The sequence below is a fragment of the Oceanisphaera sp. genome, assembly GCF_048268965.1.
Classification (GTDB): Bacteria; Pseudomonadota; Gammaproteobacteria; order Enterobacterales; family Aeromonadaceae; genus Oceanimonas.
The window spans coordinates 1-16,914 of record NZ_JBLWUK010000022.1 but is presented as its reverse complement, the minus strand read 5'-3'; the positions used below and the strand labels follow the sequence as shown (position 1 = coordinate 16,914).

The following is a 16,914-nucleotide window of genomic DNA, read 5'->3' as shown; positions in this document are numbered from 1 at the left end:
AGAGGCTGGGCAATAAAAACGCCCTTGGCAAGCAAGGGCGTTATTAAGCGGCAGTCAACATGATCGCGAAAGGTCAACAGACCCTGAAACGCGATACATTATTCGATGTTTTGAATTTGTTCTCTCATTTGTTCAATCAGCACTTTCAGTTCGACCGCAGAGTTGGTGATGTCGGTGCTGATGGACTTGGAGCCCAGGGTGTTGGACTCGCGGTTGAACTCTTGCATCATGAAGTCCAGACGACGGCCACAGGCGCCGCCTTTTTTCAGGATCTTGCGGGTTTCGCCAATGTGGGTCACCAGACGGTCCAGCTCTTCGGCCACATCGACCTTCTGGGCCAGCAGTACCATTTCCTGTTCCAGGCGCTGGGGTTCGAGTTCAATTTTGGCTTCTTCAAAGCGATCCTGCAGGCGTTGGCGCTGCCAGGCCATAATGGCCGGCATGTCGGTTTTTACTTTATCGACTTCCTGCTCGATGCCGGCCAGGCGCTGCTCAATCAGTTCCTTGAGCTTTTCACCTTCGCTGGCGCGGGCCGCCAGAAAATCATCAACGACCTTGTCCAGGCAGGCAATCAGTTGGTTGCTCAGGGCGTCCATATCCTGAGCCTGCGCTTCCATCACGCCTGGCCAGCGTAAAATGTCTACCGGGTTCAGCGTGCCCTGGCCGGCTTCTTCCATTACCCAGTCTGCCCCTGCGATCAGTTGCTGGGCGAGCGATTTATTCATTTGCAGTTGGCCCTGGTTGGCCAGGTTGGACTCAAAGCGCAGGCTGCACTCTACCTTGCCGCGCTGTAAACGCGCGCGCAGTTTTTCGCGGACCAAAGGCTCCAGGCTGCGAAACTGCTCGGGCAGGCGGGTGTAGGTTTCCAGGTAGCGCTGGTTAACGGAGCGGATTTCCCAGACGGCGGTGCCCCAGTCTTGTTTGAATTCTTGTCGCGCATAGGCGGTCATGCTGTGGATCATGTGACTCTCGATGTGTGTTGCACGTTAATGGGCCCGAGTTTGACACAGCCACGGGCATGCGCCAATGGCTGGCCGCATGCAATGGGCGGACAGTTTCTTTATAATGGCGACGTTTCGCCCGCCGGGCGGCACGATTTTACCCCTATTGGAGAATGCCATGTCTACACGAGCCAGCGGCCGCGCGGTTGATGAAATTCGACCCGTTACCATTACTTCTAATTATACCCGCCATGCCGAGGGCTCTGTACTGGTGGAGTTTGGTCATACCAAGGTGCTGTGTACCGCCTCGGTTGAAAAGGGCGTGCCCCGCTTTTTACGCGGTAAAGGCCAGGGCTGGGTGACCGCCGAATATGGCATGCTGCCCCGCTCGACGCACAGCCGTATGCACCGTGAAGCCGCCAAGGGCAAGCAGGGTGGGCGTACCATGGAAATTCAACGTCTTATTGGTCGTTCGTTACGCGCCGCCATGGATTTGAACAAGCTGGGTGAATACACCATTACCGTGGATTGCGATGTGATCCAGGCCGATGGCGGTACGCGTACCGCGGCGATTACCGGTGCCTGTGTGGCCCTGGCCCACGCGATTACCTGGATGCAGGAACAGGGCATGATCACCACTAATCCGCTGAAAACCCTGGTAGCGGCCATTTCGGTAGGCATGGTGAATGGCCAGGCAGTATCCGATTTGGAATACACCGAAGACTCCACCGCCGAAACCGACATGAATGTGGTGATGACTGCCGAAGGCAACATGATTGAAGTGCAGGGCACCGCAGAGGCGGCACCTTTTACTCATGAGCAGTTGCTGGCCATGCTGGCCCTGGCTCGCAAGTCCATCGACGAGCTGGTGGCCCACCAGCGTCAGGCTATTGGTTAACAATAAACATACCTTCGCCACGGAATACACGGACTCCACGGAAAAATACTAAAATCTAAAAGATTTAAGGTCTTGCCAGTAATGGAAGTGTTTTTTCCGTGTTCTGCTGTGTATTCCGTGGCAAAAATATATACAGGGCTCTTAATGGCCGGATTGGCCGCGAGCTAAATGAAGATATTTGTGAGAAACATATGAAAGCCTACCAGCGTGAGTTTATCGAATTCGCCATGGCCAAAGAAGTGCTCAAGTTTGGCGAATTCACCCTGAAATCCGGGCGCAAGAGTCCCTATTTCTTCAATGCCGGCCTGTTCAACAGCGGTCGGGACCTGGCCCGTCTGGGGCGTTTTTACGCCGCGGCTCTGGTCGATGCCAACATTCAGTACGATGTTCTGTTCGGCCCAGCCTACAAGGGCATTCCCATTGCCAGTGCCACCGCAGTGCAGCTGGCAGAAGTGCACGACCAGGACGTGCCCTACTGCTTTAACCGTAAAGAAGCCAAGACGCACGGTGAAGGCGGCAACCTGGTCGGCAGTCCTTTGCAAGGCCGTATCATGCTGGTGGACGATGTGATCACCGCCGGCACGGCCATTCGTGAGTCGATGGACATTATTCAGGCCAACGGTGCCGAACTGGCCGGAGTACTGATTGCACTGGATCGCCAGGAGAAGGGCAAGGGCGAGCTGTCGGCCATTCAGGAAGTTGAGCGCGATTATAACGCCGAGGTCACCGCCATTATCACCCTGGCCGATCTGATCGACTACCTGAGCGAGCAGCCGGACATGGCCGGGCACCTGGAACGGGTGCGCAGCTACCGGGAGCAGTACGGTATTTGATGTTCGGTGAGGGGTGATGAGCCCTCGAGCAGGCACACTCACTGGCGAGCTCGGGCTGGCTAACAATAAAACAGCTTTTACCAGCATGTTTCATAAAAAAGCCGCGAATTCGCGGCTTTTTTACTGGGCGTGGAAATGTGGGCCTAGGCCACGTCGTCTTTTATGATGTGCACATCCATTTGCGGGAACGGGATGCCGATGTTGTTGGCGTCCAGCTCGTTCTTGATTTTCTCCAACAGATCGAACTTGAGCGCCCAGTAATCGCCAGACGCCACCCAGGGGCGAACGATAAAGTCCACCGAAGAGGCGCCCAGGTTGCTGACCGCAATGCGGCATTCAGGCTCTTTGAGCACCCTGGGGTCTTCGTTGATGATGCGGGTCAGCACCTCTTTGGTCAGCTTCAGATCGGCGCTGTAAGACACGCCAATAACCAGATCGAGCCGGCGGGTTTTCTCTCTGGAATAGTTGATGATGTTGTCGTTCAGGATCTTGCCGTTGGGCACCACTATCATGCGATTGTCTGCCGTCATCAGTATGGTGGTGAAAATCTGTACCGATTGCACGGTGCCGGCGGTACCGCCGGCTTCCACATAGTCACCGGCCTTGAAGAAACGAAAACCGATCAGCAAGACACCGGCGGCAAAGTTGGACAAAGACCCCTGTAATGCCAGGCCCACGGCCAGACCCGCGGCACCGATAATGGCGATAAAAGAGGCGGTTTGTACCCCCACCCGGCCCATAGCGGCAATAATCACGAAGGCCAGCAGCCCATACCGGATCAGGCTGGTGATGAAATCGGAAATGGTGTTATCCACGTTTCGCTTTTTCATCACCGAGTTTACGCCGCGCGTGAGCATACCCACCACGATGAAGCCGATGACCAGGGTCAGAATCGCCGCGGTAATATTGACCGCGTACTGGATGATCAGATCCTGGTTGTTACTGATCCAGCTTTGAGCCTGATTGACGATGTCGGGGCTGAGCATGTCTGTATCCATCGGTGTACCTCTCGCTATTTACGGGTGAACGACCATCCTCAGGGCTGAGGGGTCAGCGTGGTTAATTGTGCCAGCAGTAGCTGCCAGTGACTGTCGAAGTTCAAGGTGGGCTTGAGGCGAAACTGGCTGCGAACATACTGGTTGATACGACCTTCAAGGTAGGCCAGTAACAGGTTGGCCAGTACTTTTTCGTCGGTCGCAAAGCCGTCGCCTTCGTATAATCGCCGCTCGCGCATCACCTGCTTGAACTGAACATCCAGCCGTTCAAACAGTTGATTGATACGCGCCAGCAGTCGTTCGTGCTCACCCTGCAGGGCGTCACCATTCAGCAGACGGGTGATGCCGGGGTTGCGCTCACAAAAACCCAGTATCAGTTGCATGATGTAGCGCAGCCGCAAGGCGCTGTCTTTTTCATCCTGCAGGATCAGGTTGATGCGAGAGAACAGCGTGTCTTCAATAAAGTCGATTAATCCCTCAAACATCCGCGCCTTGCTGGGAAAGTGACGATATAGCGCCGCCTCGGAGACCCCGACTTCCGCCGCCAGCTTGGCGGTGGTAATACGTTGCCCCGGGCTGGTTTCCAGCATATGCGCGAGCGCCTGCAGAATTTGCTCGCGCCGATTTTTTTTGATTTGGGTGTTGGCCATGGCTACGCGTGACTCGGTTATTGACGACCGGAAGAGCCGAAACCGCCTTCTCCCCGCTCGCTTTGGTCAAACTCGTCAACGAGCGTAAATTGAGCCTGCACCACGGGCAAAATAACCAGTTGTGCAATACGCTCACCGGGCTCTATGGTAAAGGCGGTCGACCCACGGTTCCAGCAGGATACCATTAGCTGGCCCTGATAATCGGAGTCAATCAGTCCCACCAGGTTGCCCAGTACGATACCGTGTTTATGGCCCAGGCCAGAGCGGGGCAATATGGTGGCGCACAGACCGGGGTCGGCAATATGAATCGCCAGGCCGGTGGGCAGCAGTTGGGTGTCACCGGGGGCCAGGGTCAGTGGCGCGTCCAGACAGGCGCGCAAATCCAGGCCGGCCGAGCCGGGGGTGGCGTAGGCGGGCAGGGGAAAGTCGGTGCCTACGCGGGGGTCAAGAATCTTAAGCTCTATGGGTGTCATGGTATCTTTCTGCAATCAAGGTGAGAAGAAGGCTGGCCAGCTCGGACTTGCCAGCCAGTGGCAAGTCGGTCTGCCCGGTCGGCCACAGCACGGTAAGCGCATTGTTATCGCTGTTAAAGCCTTGTCCGGCTGCGGCCACGTTGTTGGCCGCTATCATATCTAATTTTTTTCGGTTGAGCTTGTCACGGGCGTATTGTTCCAGATCTTGTGTTTCCGCCGCAAAGCCCACCGTAAATGGCTTGTTTGCCCGTGCCGCCACATCGGCCACAATATCGGGGTTTTTGGTCAACTCGATGACCATGGCATCGGACTGCGTTTTTTTGATTTTATGCTCGGCGACCGTTTTGGGGGCGTAGTCTGCCACGGCGGCGCAGGCGATGAAAATATGCTGCTGATCGATATCTCGCATCACGGCGGCATGCATCTGGGCGGCGCTTTCCACATCGACGCGGGTAACCCCTTCGGGGGTCGCTAACGTCACCGGGCCACTGACCAGCGTCACGTCGGCACCCAGTTGCACGGCGGCCGCGGCCAGCGCAAAGCCCATTTTCCCCGAACTGTGGTTGGAGATAAAACGCACCGGATCCAGGGCTTCCCGGGTGGGCCCTGCGGTCAGCATCAGCTTGAGGCCCGCCAATGGGCGTACCTCTGGCTGGCATGGGAGGGCAAAATGTTGCTCGACGAGTGCCACCAGCTCCATGGGCTCCAGCATGCGGCCCGGACCCACATCGCCACACGCCTGTGCGCCTTGAGCGGGGCCCCATATCAGAGTGTGTCGTTGGGCCAGCACGCTCAGGTTGTCCTGGGTGGCTGGGTGGCGATACATCTGCTGGTTCATGGCCGGCGCCACGGCCAGGGTTGCCGGCGTGGCCAGGCACAGCGTGGTCAGCAGATCATCGGCCATTCCTGCTCTGAGCCGTGCCAGGGTGTGGGCGCTGGCAGGAGCAATCAGCACCAGATCGGCCCACTTGGCCAGTTCAATATGTCCCATACCGGCTTCGGCCGCGGGATCCAGCAAGGCATCGGACACCGGCTCACCGGATACGGCCTGCAGGGTCAGCGGGGTAATAAAAGCCTTGGCCGACTCTGTCATCACTACTCGCACCTCGGCGTGACGTTCTTTAAGGCGGCGCACCAGCTCGGCGCTTTTATAAGCGGCTATGCCGCCACTAATCCCTATTAAAATGCGTTTTCCCGTTAATGGCATGACTCTTTTCCACCTGCTGAGAGAGCGGCAAGATTATCATAAAAATGGCCTTTTCGGCGCCGGCTTGGCTTTAGGCTAGGCTTAACCCTAATCAGTACAAGACGTTAACAGTCAGCTTGTGTCGCGTAATCCTTGCGACAAGGAGGTGGTGATGAGCATCAAAGATTGGCCCCAGGGAGAGCGGCCGCGTGAGAAGTTACTCAGTCGTGGGCCAACCAGTCTGTCGGATGCGGAGTTGCTGGCCATATTTTTACGCACCGGGGCCAAGGGCATGGATGCGGTGACCCTGGCCCGGGCCCTGTTGAATCAGTTCGGCTCTTTGCGACAGCTGCTAATGGCGGATCAACAGAGTTTTTGCTCAGGGCCGGGTCTGGGGTTGGCGAAATATGTACAGTTGCAGGCCAGCCTGGAGCTGATGCGCCGCTTTCTGGATGAAAAACTGATCCGCGCGCATGCCCTGACCAGCCCCGAGCTGACCCGGCAGTTTTTGCAATCGCGATTACGGGATCAGCCCCGGGAAGTGTTCGCCCTGTTACTACTGGATAATCAGCACCGGGTCATGGAGTTTCATGAGTTGTTTTTTGGTACCCTTGATGCCGCTGCCGTGTATCCGCGTGAAATTGTCTCACTGGTGTTAAAACGGGGTGCTGCGGCGGTGATTTTGGTGCATAATCACCCATCCGGCGTCGCCGAACCCAGTCGGGCCGACCGCATGATTACCGAACGCATTCAATCGGCCCTTGGCTTGTTAGATATACGCGTACTGGATCATTTAGTGGTGGGTGATGGCGAAACCGTTTCTTTTGCCGAACGTGGCTGGATTTAATGGTCGCGTTTATGGCTTTTTGTTGATCTTGCGCTCGGTATGCTGTATAAATTGCCGCCTTATTTTGCCCCGATAGACGGCCAACGGGGTGATTAATTGCTCGAGCAAAAGTAAGTTTTGGAGAAGACTGACATGTCTAAAGTATGCCAAGTAACTGGTAAGCGGCCAGCTGTTGGTAACAACCGCTCTCACGCCAAAAACGCTACCAAGCGTCGCTTCCTGCCTAACCTGCAAACTCACCGTTTCTGGGTTGAAAACGAGAAGCGTTTTGTAAAACTGCGCGTTACCACTAAAGGTATGCGTATTATCGACAAAAAGGGTATCGACACTGTCTTAGCTGACATGCGTGCCCGTGGCGAAAAGGTTTAAGGAGCTAACCAATGGCTAAAGGTATTCGCGAGAAGATCCGCCTGAACTCAAGCGCTGGAACTGGTCACTTTTACACCACGACCAAAAACAAGCGTAACATGCCTGAAAAGATGGAGATCAAAAAGTTTGATCCCGTTGTACGTCAGCATGTGATCTACAAAGAAGGCAAAATCAAGTAAGATTTTGTGTTCTTAAAAAACCCGGCTTCGGCTGGGTTTTTTTATGCCTGCAATCTTGGATATACTGCGGCCGAGCCGAGAGGGGAGTGTCAATGCCTGAGTTACCGGAAGTAGAAGTCAGTCGCCAGGGGATCACCCCGTTCATGTTGGGCGAAACCGTCATGCGGGTTGTGGTGCGCAATGCCAGCCTGCGTTGGCCCATACCGAGTGAAATACAGGAAATGGTCGGGCTGACCATTACCGGGATCCGTCGCCGTGCCAAGTACCTGCTGCTGGAAACCGACTGGGGAACGGCCATTTTGCACCTGGGGATGTCGGGTAACTTGAAGGTGTTGCCTCACGGCAGCCCGGCCGGCAAGCACGACCATGTGGACATAGAGCTGGGTAATGGCAAATTACTGCGTTTGAACGATCCGCGCCGTTTTGGCTGCCTGTTATGGACCCGGGAGCCGGCAGAGCAGCACCCTTTGCTGGTCAAGCTGGGGCCAGAGCCGCTGACCGAAGACTTTAATGGCGATTACCTCTACCAACGCAGTCGCAAGCGTAAAATCGCGGTCAAGCAGTTTATTATGGACAACCACGTGGTGGTGGGAGTGGGGAATATCTATGCCAACGAGTCTTTGTTCAGCGCCGGCATCCACCCCCAGCGCGCCGCGAATGAGGTAGAGCAGGGCCAGTATCAGGCATTGGCCGCCGACATCAAGAAGGTGCTGGCGCGGGCGATTACTCAGGGCGGCACCACCTTGAAAGACTTTACCGGCAGCGACGGCAAGCCCGGCTACTTCGTGCAGGAGCTGCAAGTGTACGGCCGAGCCGAGCAGCCCTGCTCGGGGTGTGGCGCCCTGCTGCAAGAGGTGCGCATGGGTGGCCGCAGCACCGTATTCTGTCCGCTGTGTCAGCGCTGAAAGCGCGTGAGGGGTGAAGAGAGAGGGGAAACAACTCGTCTCATCCTCATCCCTTATCTCTCATCCCTCACCGAATACAATCAAATCAGTTTGTTGGCGATTGCCTTGGTGACGGCCTCGGGCACAAACTGGCTGATGTCGCCGCCGTGAATCACCACTTCCTTGACCAGGCTGGAAGAAATAAAGGAGTTTTCTTCTGCCGGCGTCAGAAACACGCTCTCCAATTCCGGCATCAGGCGCCGGTTCATGTTGGCCAGCTGAAACTCATATTCAAAGTCGGAAACCGCCCGCAAGCCACGGATCAGCACCTTGGCTTGTTGCTGCTGGGCAAAGTCGACCAGCAAGCCGGAAAAGCCCACCACTTTCACGTTGCCCAGAGACCGGGTCACCTGCTTTACCAGCTCGACTCGCTCTTCCAAATCAAACATGGGGCGCTTGCTGGGACTAAAGGCCACGCCGACGATGACTTCTTCAAACAGGAGCGAGGCGCGCTCAATTAAATCCAAGTGGCCATTGGTGATGGGATCGAAGGTGCCGGGATAAATGACCCTGGTACTCATATTGCTTCCTTATTAACAAACGACAGAGATAAAGATTAGGGTAGAATAGCGCAGCATAACGGCCAGTGGGAGAGCGATGTGATGAAACGAGTTTTGGTAGTGCGTAACGATAAAATTGGTGATTTTATGCTGGCGTGGCCGGCCTTCGCCATGCTTAAAGCGTCTGCCAACTGCCATGTTACCGCCTTGGTGCCCGGTTATACTCAGCCCTTGGCCGAACTTTGTCCCAGTATCGATCAGGTGATAATTGACCCCGGCAAGGGAGCCGACGCTGGGGCCCAGCAAGATCTATTGACCCAGCTTAAGTCCGGCCAGTACGATGCCGTTATCTGCTTGTTCTCTAATTTTCGCAACGCAAAGCTGATGTGGCAGGCGCGTATTGCCCAGCGCTGGGCGCCGGCCACCAAGCTGGCCCAGCTGCTTTATAACCACAGAGTCACTCAGCGCCGCTCTCAGTCGGCCAAGCCGGAATATGAATACAACCTGGATCTGGTACGGGATTTTTTGCAGCACAATGGGATCAAGGTGATAGAGCCCAGGCCACCCTATCTCGGCTTTAACGAGGCGGAGCTGGCCCTGTTCAAGAACGAGCAGGCACGGCAGTTAGGCATTGATGCCAGCCAACCCTGGCTATTGATACACGCAGGCAGTGGCGGCTCGGCCAATAACCTGTCCGTGGAGCAATATGCCGACTTGCTGGCGCGCATGTGGCAGGCTTACCCCAGATTGCAGCCTGTGTTGACCGCCGGCCCCGGCGAGCAGGCGTTGGCACAACAGGTGGTAGACAAGGTGGGGGAGCGGGTGGCGTTGGCTCATGGCCTGGCGTTGCCCGACTTCTGTCGGCTACTGGCCTGCGGCAGCCTGTTTGTGGCCGGCAGCACGGGGCCATTGCACATAGCCGCGGCATTGGACGTACCGACAGTGGGCTTTTTTCCGCTGCGCCGTTCCGCCACCCCGTTGCGCTGGCGGCCCTTGAACAGCGAAGGACGCCACCTGGCATTTCATCCACCGGCTAACGCCGAAGTGGAAGACATGAGCCAGGTGGATATCGCCGAGGTGGCGGCTGCCGTTACTCCCTGGGCCCGCGAGTACTTGTCTTGATCCACAAGTCTGCGTATTTGACGAAGGTAGAGTGAGCCGAAAGCAGGCTCAATAACAAACCTTGCTTGCCATCCAGAAAGCCGGCTTTAAGCACATACATCTTCATAAAACAGCCCACGCCGTGCAGCAGGCCCTGGCCCAGAGAGCCTTTTTTCCCTCTTTGCCGGCGCTGTTCGGCCCAGGCGGCGGCATAGCCGGCAGACTTCACCAGATAATGCTCTAAATCACGATAGGTATAGTGCAACAGGTCGCCTTTGAGCTTTTTGGTTTTAATGCCCTTCTTGATGATGACTTTTTCATGTACCAGGGCATCGTTATAGCCGGTGAGAACCTTGGGGTACAGCCGTAACACGCGGTCAGGATACCAGCCGCAATGGCGTATAAAGCGACCAAACACCCAGGATAACCGCGCCACCGAGTACACCGTATTCGTGGTTGGTTTGGCCAGAATGGCTTCTATGCTGGTTTTCAGCTCGGGGGTGACGCGCTCGTCGGCATCGACCCAGAGTATCCAGTCCGATTGCACATGGGCCTGGGCAAGCTGCCGTTGTTTACCAAAACCCGGCCAGTTGTCATTAACAAAAAAGCGCGCCCCGGCTGCTTCTGCCACCGCCTGGGTGGCATCCGTGCTGCCCGAGTCCAGCACCACAATTTCATCTACCCAGTCCAGAGTAGCCAGGCAATCGGCCAGGTTTTCTGCTTCATTTTTAACGATTAATACGGCGGCTAAAGTGGGGCGAGTGCTCATTAAGAAGGATCCTGCAGCAAGTTAAAGTCAGTGATAATACGGTCAAACTGCGCCGTTACCTGGCTGATGCCGATACGTTGCATGGCGCCAGTGTCTTTGATTCGAGTGCGCCAGGGCAGCTGTTCGGCGGTTTTGCCGGTTTCTGCCAGCAGGGCCTCGTCATACACGCTCACCACGTAGTCGCGGCAGTAGTAGGGGCCGGTGCGCTTGGGGTTGTGATGGGCATACAAGCCCAGCACGGGGGTGCCCATCAGGGTGGCCATGTGAGCGGGGCCCGTGTCGGGTGCCACCACCAGGCGAGCCGCGTCAATCAGGGCCAGCAATTGCGGCAGGCTGGTTTCACCCACCAGGTTGTTGGCGACATGATCCGTTAATTGCATGATGCTGGCTGCCAATGCTCGTTCTTGTGGTGACGGGCTGCCAATCAACATCACCGTCATGCCTGAATGGTGAGCATGATCAACCAGGGCGGCATAACCTTCGACGGTCCAGTTTTTATAGGCCTTGCTGGCGGCAGGGCAGAGTAACAGCAGCGGCTGTTGTGCCGCATAGGTTTGGGCCCACCGCCGTGCCTCCTCCGGCACGGTCAGCGACCAATGGGGTTTAACCTCGGTTAACCCCAGCGCCTGGCCAAAGGCCATAAAGCCATCTACGACATGCTCGCCAGTGGCACTGACCTTGTAATTGGTGAATAGCCACTGACCGTCTTTGGCGCGCTGGCGATCAAAACCCAGCCGGTGCCTGGCGCGAATCCCCAGGCTGGCAATGCTGGCCCGGAGTGCCGCCTGCATGTGCAGCAAGACGTCAAACCTGCGGCCACGCAGCTGTTTCCAGAGTTCGAGGTAGGCGCGGAGGCCCGCAGATTTATCTAATACGATTATCTCGACATTCGGTACCAACTGCAGCAATTTGGCTTCAATGTTGCCGGTTATCCAGGTAATTTTCGTCTCGGGCCATTGGCGCTGTATGGCCTGCACCAGGGCGATGGCATGACAGCAGTCGCCAATGGCGGATAAGCGTAATAAACAGAGGCTAGCGGGAGCCGAACTGAGCAAGGCCATATAAAATCTCCAGGATCTGAGTCCGGCATTATGCAAAGGCTGGCGTGCCATGTAAAATCTGTCTTTTCGGCCTGGGGGAGACGGTAGTGGAACGGATAGAGCATGGTTCTGAAATTATCTGGTATGACCCGGAGTGTTTTGACGGGTTCAAGCGTGATTTTTTTGAAATTGATTATTGGCGCGAACAAAATGCCATTCGAGGCAAGGCGATTGGGCGCAATACCACCTGGTTTGTAGAAGATGCCGTGAGCCACAAGGTGCTGCGTCATTACTATCGTGGCGGCATGATTGGCCGGGTAATGGAAGATACCTTCTTGCACGTTGCCGAGTCCAAAAGCCGTGCCATGGCTGAGTTTACCGTCCTGGCCAAGCTGTATCGTCGCGGTTTGCCAGTCCCTCGTCCTTGTGCGGCCCGCATGGTGCGCTCCAATCTGGTTTATCGAGCCGACATTATCCTGAGTCGCATCAGCAACTCCCGTGATTTGGTGGCTATTTTAAAAGAAAGGGCGCTGGATAAGAGCGAATGGCAAACCGTGGGCAAGACCATCCGCCAGTTTCATGATGCCGGCCTGTATCATGCCGACTTGAATAGTCACAATATATTGCTCGATGATGACGGCAAGGTCTGGCTGATCGACTTCGATAAATGCCATTTTCGCCAGTCCGGCATCTGGACTCGGGAAAATATGGACCGGCTGCTACGCTCATTTCGCAAGGAAAAAGGCCTGCACCCCGAGTTCCACTGGCAAGAAGCCGATTGGCGTACTCTGCTGAACAGCTACAAAGCAAAATAACACCTGACCACTCATGATCCGCCGCCACGATACCGGGTTGAATCGTGGTCGGCGGCTCGTCCAGCAGTGCCCTCGGCTTTTTGCCACCCGTCCACGTCGAACCAGACACCCATATGATATCGCCGGGCTCAGTCATGCCGGGGATCACAGCACTTTTCTCTTGTTGGCCACAGGCGGTGTTCACCAGGCTAAACTGGCCGATATTGTGGCGATCGGCGACGATGAAATCGCTCCGCTATCGGCGATTTACCAGGCGGCTTGCCTGCGTTCGCTCAAACAGAATTTACTGCTGGAATGGGCCGATAAAACACACGTTTTTATCAGCCAGCATGGGAAAAATTGTGAACATTTGGTGTCAAAATAATCTGCCCCATCTGGCTACTTTTAGCGCAAATTTATTTTTTTATTTGTAAATCAAAGACTAAATCCTTTAGTATGGCAAGGTTATTGCACTAGAGGAGATGATTTTGAAGCAGCAGAAAATAGCGATATTAGGCGCGGGTCCTAGTGGTTTGGCGCAGTTAAGAGCGTTTGAGGCAGCTCGCCGGGCGGGAGTACAAAACCTGCCGGAAATCGTCTGTTACGAAAAACAAAATGATATTGGCGGCATGTGGAATTACACCTGGCGCACGGGTTTAGATAAAAATGGCGAGCCAGTTCATGGCAGCATGTATCGGTATTTGTGGTCTAACGGACCCAAAGAGTGCCTGGAGTTTGCAGATTACTCCTTCGACGAGCATTTTGGGCAGGCTATTCCTTCTTATCCGCCACGTGCCGTGCTTAAAGACTACATCATGGGTCGAATCGACAAGCAGGCCATTTTTAAATACATCCGATTTGAGTGTCCCGTTCGTTGGGTGACGTATGACGAAAGCAGCAAAATGTTTACTGTTACCGTCATGAATCACAAGACCGGCGAGCAGGAAACCAACGAGTTTGATTATGTGGTGGTGGCGACCGGCCATTTCTCTACCCCGAACATGCCGTACTTTGAAGGCGTAGAGCAGTTTCCCGGTCGCGTATTGCATGCCCACGACTTTAGAGACGCGCTGGAGTTTGAAAACCAGAATGTACTCTTGGTGGGTGCCAGCTATTCGGCAGAAGACATTGGCTCCCAGTGCTTCAAGTATGGCGCCAAGTCGGTGACCATCAGTTATCGCAGTCAGCCGCTGGGCTTTGACTGGCCGGAAGGCATGGCAGAAAAGCCGCTGTTAGCGCACTTTGAGGGCAATACGGGTTATTTTGCCGACGGTAGCAGCCAAGAGTTCGATGCCATTATCATGTGTACCGGCTATCTGTTTCACTTCCCGTTCCTGCCGGACGAGCTGCGTTTGCAAACCCATAACTGCCTGTATCCGGATAACCTGTATAAAGGGATATTCTTCCAGCAGAACCCCAAGTTGATTTACCTGGGGATGCAGGATCAGTACTTCACCTTTAACATGTTTGATGCTCAAGCCTGGTATGCAAGAGATGTGATGCTCGGCAACATATCCGTGCCCGAAGCAGACGAGCGCCAGCAGGATATGCAGCAGTGGCTGGCCCGTCATGAGCAACTGGACGACTGTCACAAGGCGATTGATTTTCAGGCCAGCTACATTCGTGACTTGCTCGACCCGACCGACTACCCTGATTTTGCAGTAGAAAAGCAGGGTGAGTTGTTCAAGAAGTGGCTGCAGGATAAAAAAGAAAACATCATGGCATTCAGAGAGAAGTCCTACCCTTCTACCGTAACCGGCACCATGGCAAGCAAATTGCCCTCCAGGTGGCTGGATATCAAGGACGACTCGCTGGAAAGCTTTATGTCGCTCAATTTCGTAGAGAACAAGAGCTTCGATAAAGTCGATTAATCATCAATTATTGAATGATTTAAACAGCCTGTCCTTTGTTGGGGCAGGCTGTTTTTGTTGGTGCGCTAGGCATGGCGCGTAGTGCCTTGATGGGCGCTGTTCCGGTACGCGTGGTGGCGGCTGGATGACTCGGAGGTGTAAGTCCTCTGTGAGCCCGGTAAGGGGAATCACTAGCCGAACGGCAAGGGTGCCCATCGTGAGGTGGGATCTGAAGGAAGCCGAAGGCAAAGCACTGGCCTGACGAACAAAAATCGCATACGAGGCGTTGATGGTGGGTGAGGTAGCCATTACTGCTAAAGCCCAATACTTACACGGAAGCCATCGGCGTATATGCGGCAGGCATAAGTGTGAAGGTCATGCGAATTACCCTGGGAGGTCTGTTTTCCTGCCTTGGGCTACTGATGCCGTGAGGTATCAGGATGGGAGAGCAGAAGTCAGCAGACGCCGTAGTAGGTCTGTTACCGCAAACTGAAGGGCTGAACATGAATGATGAATCGGAGCCGGTTTATTCGATGAGACAACGAACCACAGCAAGAGCAAAAGGCTCGCTCGACCCGGAGCCGGCGGCCAGAAGCCGACCTGACACGGTCGGGTTGTGCAGTGTCTCACGGTATAGACCAGAGTCCCTCCGAGCGGGGCTGACATGGAACTGATGTCAGCGATAACCGAACAGTCGAACATGTGGCGAGCCTACCAACGCGTGTGCCGTAACAAGGGTGCGCCGGGGGTAGATGGGATGCGTACCGATGAGCTGAAAGCCATCTGCAAACCCACTGTCCACACATCAAACAACAGCTGCTGGACGGCAATTATCATCCGCAACCGGTGCGCAAAGTGGACATCTCCAAGCCCGCATGCTGGGCATTCCCTGCGTGATAGACCGACTTATCCAGCAGGCCCATACATCAGGTATTGAGCGACCAATTTGAGCCGATGTTCTCTCCTCACAGCTATGGTTTCAGGCCGGGAAAAAGTGCCGTATAAGCGGTACAGCAGGCCCGGGACTACTATGGAGTCAGGCAAGCGCTGGGTGGTGGACATCGATATGGTGGCCGCCTTCAGTTAGGGCAATACGTCGTCTGTCGCTGCACTGCAGAGCCAATTTAACGGTATGGAACTCAGCGATGCTGACTTTGTCGCTTACAAACCGTTTCATAACCAGTATTGCTGCATGATAGCTCATCATTTGCCATTCACGACAACTTGAAAGACCTATTTCCCGGTCGTTTCAGTACGGTATCGCCAGCCGCCGTTGGGTGCCATGTCACCATGTCGTTACTCGAGCTGGCTTCGGTGAATATGGCCATTGCCGCCGAGCCCTCTCGGAGCATGACTTCCGGCCGGCAGCCAGTGAGCTGAAAGATCAATTGCTGCTCGCTGATGTGGGTTATCTGGTTCAGGAGTATTCCCACCAGATTGAGCAACACGGTGGATGTTCTTTGGTCCGGGGAAAGCTGAACCTGAACCCGACCCTTGAGGAGGCGCGTAATGGTCAGGGCCGCTTGTTGTCCAGGCTGACCGGTAAGCGGATCAAGGTCGTAGCGCGCCGTGACAACCGCTCTGAGGTGCTGGATATGATCGTTCGCTCCCGCAAGCTGCGGTATCGGCTTATTCGCCGCTGGTTTGCACCGGAGAAACGCTTCATTCTCTGGATGACCTACTTGCCAGGTGATGAGTTCAGTGCCGTTGATATCATGTTGTTGTACCGTTGTCGCTGGCAGAGCGAATCGCTGGGCAAAGAGCTGAAATCCCATACCAATCTGCGGCAATTTAATACCGAGCAAAAAGCGATTGTTGAAGGGCTGATTTGGGCCAGTTTGCTGACATTACTCCTGAAACGGCTCATTGTGAATTCGGCTTCGCCGGGCTTGTCGCTGTTTAAAGCCACAAAAAATGCAGATATCTGGTTCTGCCCTTAGAGATCCCCTCATTTTCATTACTCAAATAACTCCGAAGATCCGTTTGTATAAACGATGCTGAGACAGGTAGTAAGAAAACTTCTCCATAAGCTTAATGGCATTTTCTTCTTTCATCTTCGGCAGCATTTGATAATAAATTCACCCTTGTCGGAAGAAGGAATAGGTACGGGTTTTACTGGTATTGGCTTTTATGGTCTTCTCTAGACCAGCGGCGTCACCGGCCTTGCCCAGCAAAGTCAGCAGCACGATGGCCAAGGCGCTGAACAGGAACAAACGGTCGCGGCGCTTGGTTGAGCTGACATGCGTGTCAGCCATGCCCATGCCGAACTTGTAGTCCTTGATGTCACGAAAGCTACACTCTATTCCCCAGCGTTTGCCATACAGCTGTCATTCCGCACCTAATTTTCTGATTTTTGGTGCTTGACACCGATCCGCCAGTTTGATCTATTACTACTATTTGGCGGCAGCATTATGGCAACTCCTTCTTATCGCATTAAAAACCTCGATCATTTGGGCCTAGTGGCAGGAATGTGCCGTGAATTGGGACTGGCCCAGATGGTCGATGCCATTGTACCGAAACAAGGAGATTATCAAGTCTCGCATGG

At 54.8% G+C, this 16,914-nt stretch carries 20 protein-coding genes and 1 pseudogene; 12 read left to right on the top strand and 9 right to left on the bottom strand.

What is annotated here, in order from left to right:
- Positions 1-98: 98 nt before the first annotated feature.
- Positions 99-962 (bottom strand): YicC/YloC family endoribonuclease, encoded by an 864-nt coding sequence (locus ACN0VL_RS10775; RefSeq protein WP_417617219.1) that lies wholly within the window; start codon positions 960-962, stop codon positions 99-101.
- A 157-nt stretch (positions 963-1,119) separates the two neighbouring features.
- Between ACN0VL_RS10775 and rph the strand changes: the two genes are divergently transcribed.
- Both rph and pyrE read left to right on the top strand, forming a co-directional pair.
- Positions 1,120-1,839, top strand: coding sequence for a ribonuclease PH (gene rph, locus ACN0VL_RS10770; protein WP_417617217.1), 720 nt, complete (start codon positions 1,120-1,122; stop codon positions 1,837-1,839).
- 191 nt (positions 1,840-2,030) lie between these two features.
- Positions 2,031-2,672, top strand: coding sequence for an orotate phosphoribosyltransferase (pyrE, locus tag ACN0VL_RS10765; protein ID WP_417617216.1), 642 nt, complete (start codon positions 2,031-2,033; stop codon positions 2,670-2,672).
- A 143-nt stretch (positions 2,673-2,815) separates the two neighbouring features.
- Here pyrE and mscS read toward each other — a convergent pair whose 3' ends face one another.
- From mscS to coaBC, 4 genes are read right to left on the bottom strand one after another with little or no spacing between them, the layout of a single operon-like run.
- Positions 2,816-3,670, bottom strand: a complete 855-nt coding sequence (gene mscS / locus ACN0VL_RS10760) for a small-conductance mechanosensitive channel MscS (RefSeq protein ID WP_417617214.1) — start codon at positions 3,668-3,670, stop codon at positions 2,816-2,818.
- Positions 3,671-3,708: 38 nt separating this feature from the next.
- Positions 3,709-4,317: a nucleoid occlusion factor SlmA gene (slmA, locus tag ACN0VL_RS10755; protein ID WP_417617212.1), complete on the bottom strand. Its 609-nt coding sequence runs from the start codon at positions 4,315-4,317 to the stop codon at positions 3,709-3,711.
- A 17-nt stretch (positions 4,318-4,334) separates the two neighbouring features.
- The gene (gene dut, locus ACN0VL_RS10750; protein WP_417617211.1) at positions 4,335-4,790 is read right to left on the bottom strand and encodes a dUTP diphosphatase; all 456 of its coding nucleotides are present in this window, start codon (positions 4,788-4,790) and stop codon (positions 4,335-4,337) included.
- Complete coding sequence (gene coaBC / locus ACN0VL_RS10745; protein WP_417617209.1) at positions 4,771-5,997, bottom strand: bifunctional phosphopantothenoylcysteine decarboxylase/phosphopantothenate--cysteine ligase CoaBC; 1,227 nt, start codon at positions 5,995-5,997, stop codon at positions 4,771-4,773. The genes dut and coaBC overlap by 20 nt, the downstream gene beginning before the upstream one ends.
- 151 nt (positions 5,998-6,148) lie before the next feature.
- Here coaBC and radC point away from each other — a divergent pair, with 151 nt between their 5' ends.
- The 4 genes from radC (at position 6,149) to mutM (ending at position 8,276) form a co-directional block, all read left to right on the top strand.
- The gene (gene radC, locus ACN0VL_RS10740) at positions 6,149-6,823 is read left to right on the top strand and encodes a RadC family protein (protein WP_417617207.1); all 675 of its coding nucleotides are present in this window, start codon (positions 6,149-6,151) and stop codon (positions 6,821-6,823) included.
- Positions 6,824-6,955: 132 nt separating this feature from the next.
- Complete coding sequence (rpmB, locus tag ACN0VL_RS10735) at positions 6,956-7,192, top strand: 50S ribosomal protein L28 (protein ID WP_417617205.1); 237 nt, start codon at positions 6,956-6,958, stop codon at positions 7,190-7,192.
- Between the two features lie 11 nt (positions 7,193-7,203).
- Complete coding sequence (gene rpmG / locus ACN0VL_RS10730) at positions 7,204-7,371, top strand: 50S ribosomal protein L33 (protein ID WP_071472289.1); 168 nt, start codon at positions 7,204-7,206, stop codon at positions 7,369-7,371.
- 92 nt (positions 7,372-7,463) lie between these two features.
- The gene (gene mutM / locus ACN0VL_RS10725) at positions 7,464-8,276 is read left to right on the top strand and encodes a bifunctional DNA-formamidopyrimidine glycosylase/DNA-(apurinic or apyrimidinic site) lyase (protein WP_417617203.1); all 813 of its coding nucleotides are present in this window, start codon (positions 7,464-7,466) and stop codon (positions 8,274-8,276) included.
- Between the two features lie 80 nt (positions 8,277-8,356).
- Here the strand turns inward: mutM and coaD are convergent, their stop codons facing one another.
- Positions 8,357-8,836, bottom strand: a complete 480-nt coding sequence (gene coaD / locus ACN0VL_RS10720; protein ID WP_417617201.1) for a pantetheine-phosphate adenylyltransferase — start codon at positions 8,834-8,836, stop codon at positions 8,357-8,359.
- Positions 8,837-8,917: 81 nt separating this feature from the next.
- Between coaD and ACN0VL_RS10715 the strand changes: the two genes are divergently transcribed.
- Positions 8,918-9,937, top strand: coding sequence for a glycosyltransferase family 9 protein (locus tag ACN0VL_RS10715; protein WP_417617199.1), 1,020 nt, complete (start codon positions 8,918-8,920; stop codon positions 9,935-9,937).
- On the opposite strand, the gene ACN0VL_RS10710 is transcribed toward ACN0VL_RS10715, so the two are convergent.
- Positions 9,906-10,685, bottom strand: a complete 780-nt coding sequence (locus ACN0VL_RS10710; RefSeq protein ID WP_417617197.1) for a glycosyltransferase family 2 protein — start codon at positions 10,683-10,685, stop codon at positions 9,906-9,908. The genes ACN0VL_RS10715 and ACN0VL_RS10710 overlap by 32 nt on opposite strands.
- The gene (locus ACN0VL_RS10705) at positions 10,685-11,746 is read right to left on the bottom strand and encodes a glycosyltransferase family 9 protein (protein WP_417617195.1); all 1,062 of its coding nucleotides are present in this window, start codon (positions 11,744-11,746) and stop codon (positions 10,685-10,687) included. The genes ACN0VL_RS10710 and ACN0VL_RS10705 overlap by 1 nt, the downstream gene beginning before the upstream one ends.
- Before the next feature lie 86 nt (positions 11,747-11,832).
- Between ACN0VL_RS10705 and ACN0VL_RS10700 the strand changes: the two genes are divergently transcribed.
- The 4 genes from ACN0VL_RS10700 (at position 11,833) to ACN0VL_RS10685 (ending at position 16,309) form a co-directional block, all read left to right on the top strand.
- Positions 11,833-12,540: a 3-deoxy-D-manno-octulosonic acid kinase gene (locus ACN0VL_RS10700; protein ID WP_417617193.1), complete on the top strand. Its 708-nt coding sequence runs from the start codon at positions 11,833-11,835 to the stop codon at positions 12,538-12,540.
- A 13-nt stretch (positions 12,541-12,553) separates the two neighbouring features.
- Positions 12,554-12,904, top strand: a complete 351-nt coding sequence (locus tag ACN0VL_RS10695) for a hypothetical protein (protein WP_417617191.1) — start codon at positions 12,554-12,556, stop codon at positions 12,902-12,904.
- Between the two features lie 103 nt (positions 12,905-13,007).
- Entirely contained in the window at positions 13,008-14,390 is a 1,383-nt protein-coding gene (locus tag ACN0VL_RS10690) for an NAD(P)-binding domain-containing protein (RefSeq protein WP_417617189.1), read from the top strand.
- Between the two features lie 1,256 nt (positions 14,391-15,646).
- On the top strand, positions 15,647-16,309 hold the full coding sequence (locus ACN0VL_RS10685; RefSeq protein ID WP_417617187.1) for a transposase: 663 nt from the start codon (positions 15,647-15,649) through the stop codon (positions 16,307-16,309).
- A gap of 21 nt (positions 16,310-16,330) precedes the next feature.
- On the opposite strand, the pseudogene ACN0VL_RS10680 reads toward ACN0VL_RS10685, so the two are convergent.
- Positions 16,331-16,696: pseudogene (locus tag ACN0VL_RS10680) on the bottom strand (IS4 family transposase); the annotation flags it as partial.
- A gap of 84 nt (positions 16,697-16,780) precedes the next feature.
- On the opposite strand from ACN0VL_RS10680, the gene ACN0VL_RS10675 reads away from it, so the two are divergent.
- Positions 16,781-16,914, top strand: a 134-nt coding sequence (locus ACN0VL_RS10675; protein ID WP_417617283.1) for a DUF4277 domain-containing protein, incomplete at its 3' end; no start/stop codon positions are given.

What these genes read in the sequence shown, in the direction of transcription:
- radC (WP_417617207.1), top strand. Translation starts at nt 6,149, where the DNA reads ATGAGCATCAAAGATTGGCCCCAGGGAGAGCGGCCGCGTGAGAAGTTA.
- ACN0VL_RS10705 (WP_417617195.1), bottom strand. Translation starts at nt 11,746, where the DNA reads ATGGCCTTGCTCAGTTCGGCTCCCGCTAGCCTCTGTTTATTACGCTTA.
- dut (WP_417617211.1), bottom strand. Translation starts at nt 4,790, where the DNA reads ATGACACCCATAGAGCTTAAGATTCTTGACCCCCGCGTAGGCACCGAC.
- ACN0VL_RS10715 (WP_417617199.1), top strand. Translation starts at nt 8,918, where the DNA reads ATGAAACGAGTTTTGGTAGTGCGTAACGATAAAATTGGTGATTTTATG.
- rph (WP_417617217.1), top strand. Translation starts at nt 1,120, where the DNA reads ATGTCTACACGAGCCAGCGGCCGCGCGGTTGATGAAATTCGACCCGTT.
- rpmG (WP_071472289.1), top strand. Translation starts at nt 7,204, where the DNA reads ATGGCTAAAGGTATTCGCGAGAAGATCCGCCTGAACTCAAGCGCTGGA.
- mutM (WP_417617203.1), top strand. Translation starts at nt 7,464, where the DNA reads ATGCCTGAGTTACCGGAAGTAGAAGTCAGTCGCCAGGGGATCACCCCG.
- pyrE (WP_417617216.1), top strand. Translation starts at nt 2,031, where the DNA reads ATGAAAGCCTACCAGCGTGAGTTTATCGAATTCGCCATGGCCAAAGAA.
- ACN0VL_RS10710 (WP_417617197.1), bottom strand. Translation starts at nt 10,685, where the DNA reads ATGAGCACTCGCCCCACTTTAGCCGCCGTATTAATCGTTAAAAATGAA.
- ACN0VL_RS10695 (WP_417617191.1), top strand. Translation starts at nt 12,554, where the DNA reads ATGATCCGCCGCCACGATACCGGGTTGAATCGTGGTCGGCGGCTCGTC.
- mscS (WP_417617214.1), bottom strand. Translation starts at nt 3,670, where the DNA reads ATGGATACAGACATGCTCAGCCCCGACATCGTCAATCAGGCTCAAAGC.
- coaD (WP_417617201.1), bottom strand. Translation starts at nt 8,836, where the DNA reads ATGAGTACCAGGGTCATTTATCCCGGCACCTTCGATCCCATCACCAAT.
- ACN0VL_RS10775 (WP_417617219.1), bottom strand. Translation starts at nt 962, where the DNA reads ATGATCCACAGCATGACCGCCTATGCGCGACAAGAATTCAAACAAGAC.
- rpmB (WP_417617205.1), top strand. Translation starts at nt 6,956, where the DNA reads ATGTCTAAAGTATGCCAAGTAACTGGTAAGCGGCCAGCTGTTGGTAAC.
- slmA (WP_417617212.1), bottom strand. Translation starts at nt 4,317, where the DNA reads ATGGCCAACACCCAAATCAAAAAAAATCGGCGCGAGCAAATTCTGCAG.
- coaBC (WP_417617209.1), bottom strand. Translation starts at nt 5,997, where the DNA reads ATGCCATTAACGGGAAAACGCATTTTAATAGGGATTAGTGGCGGCATA.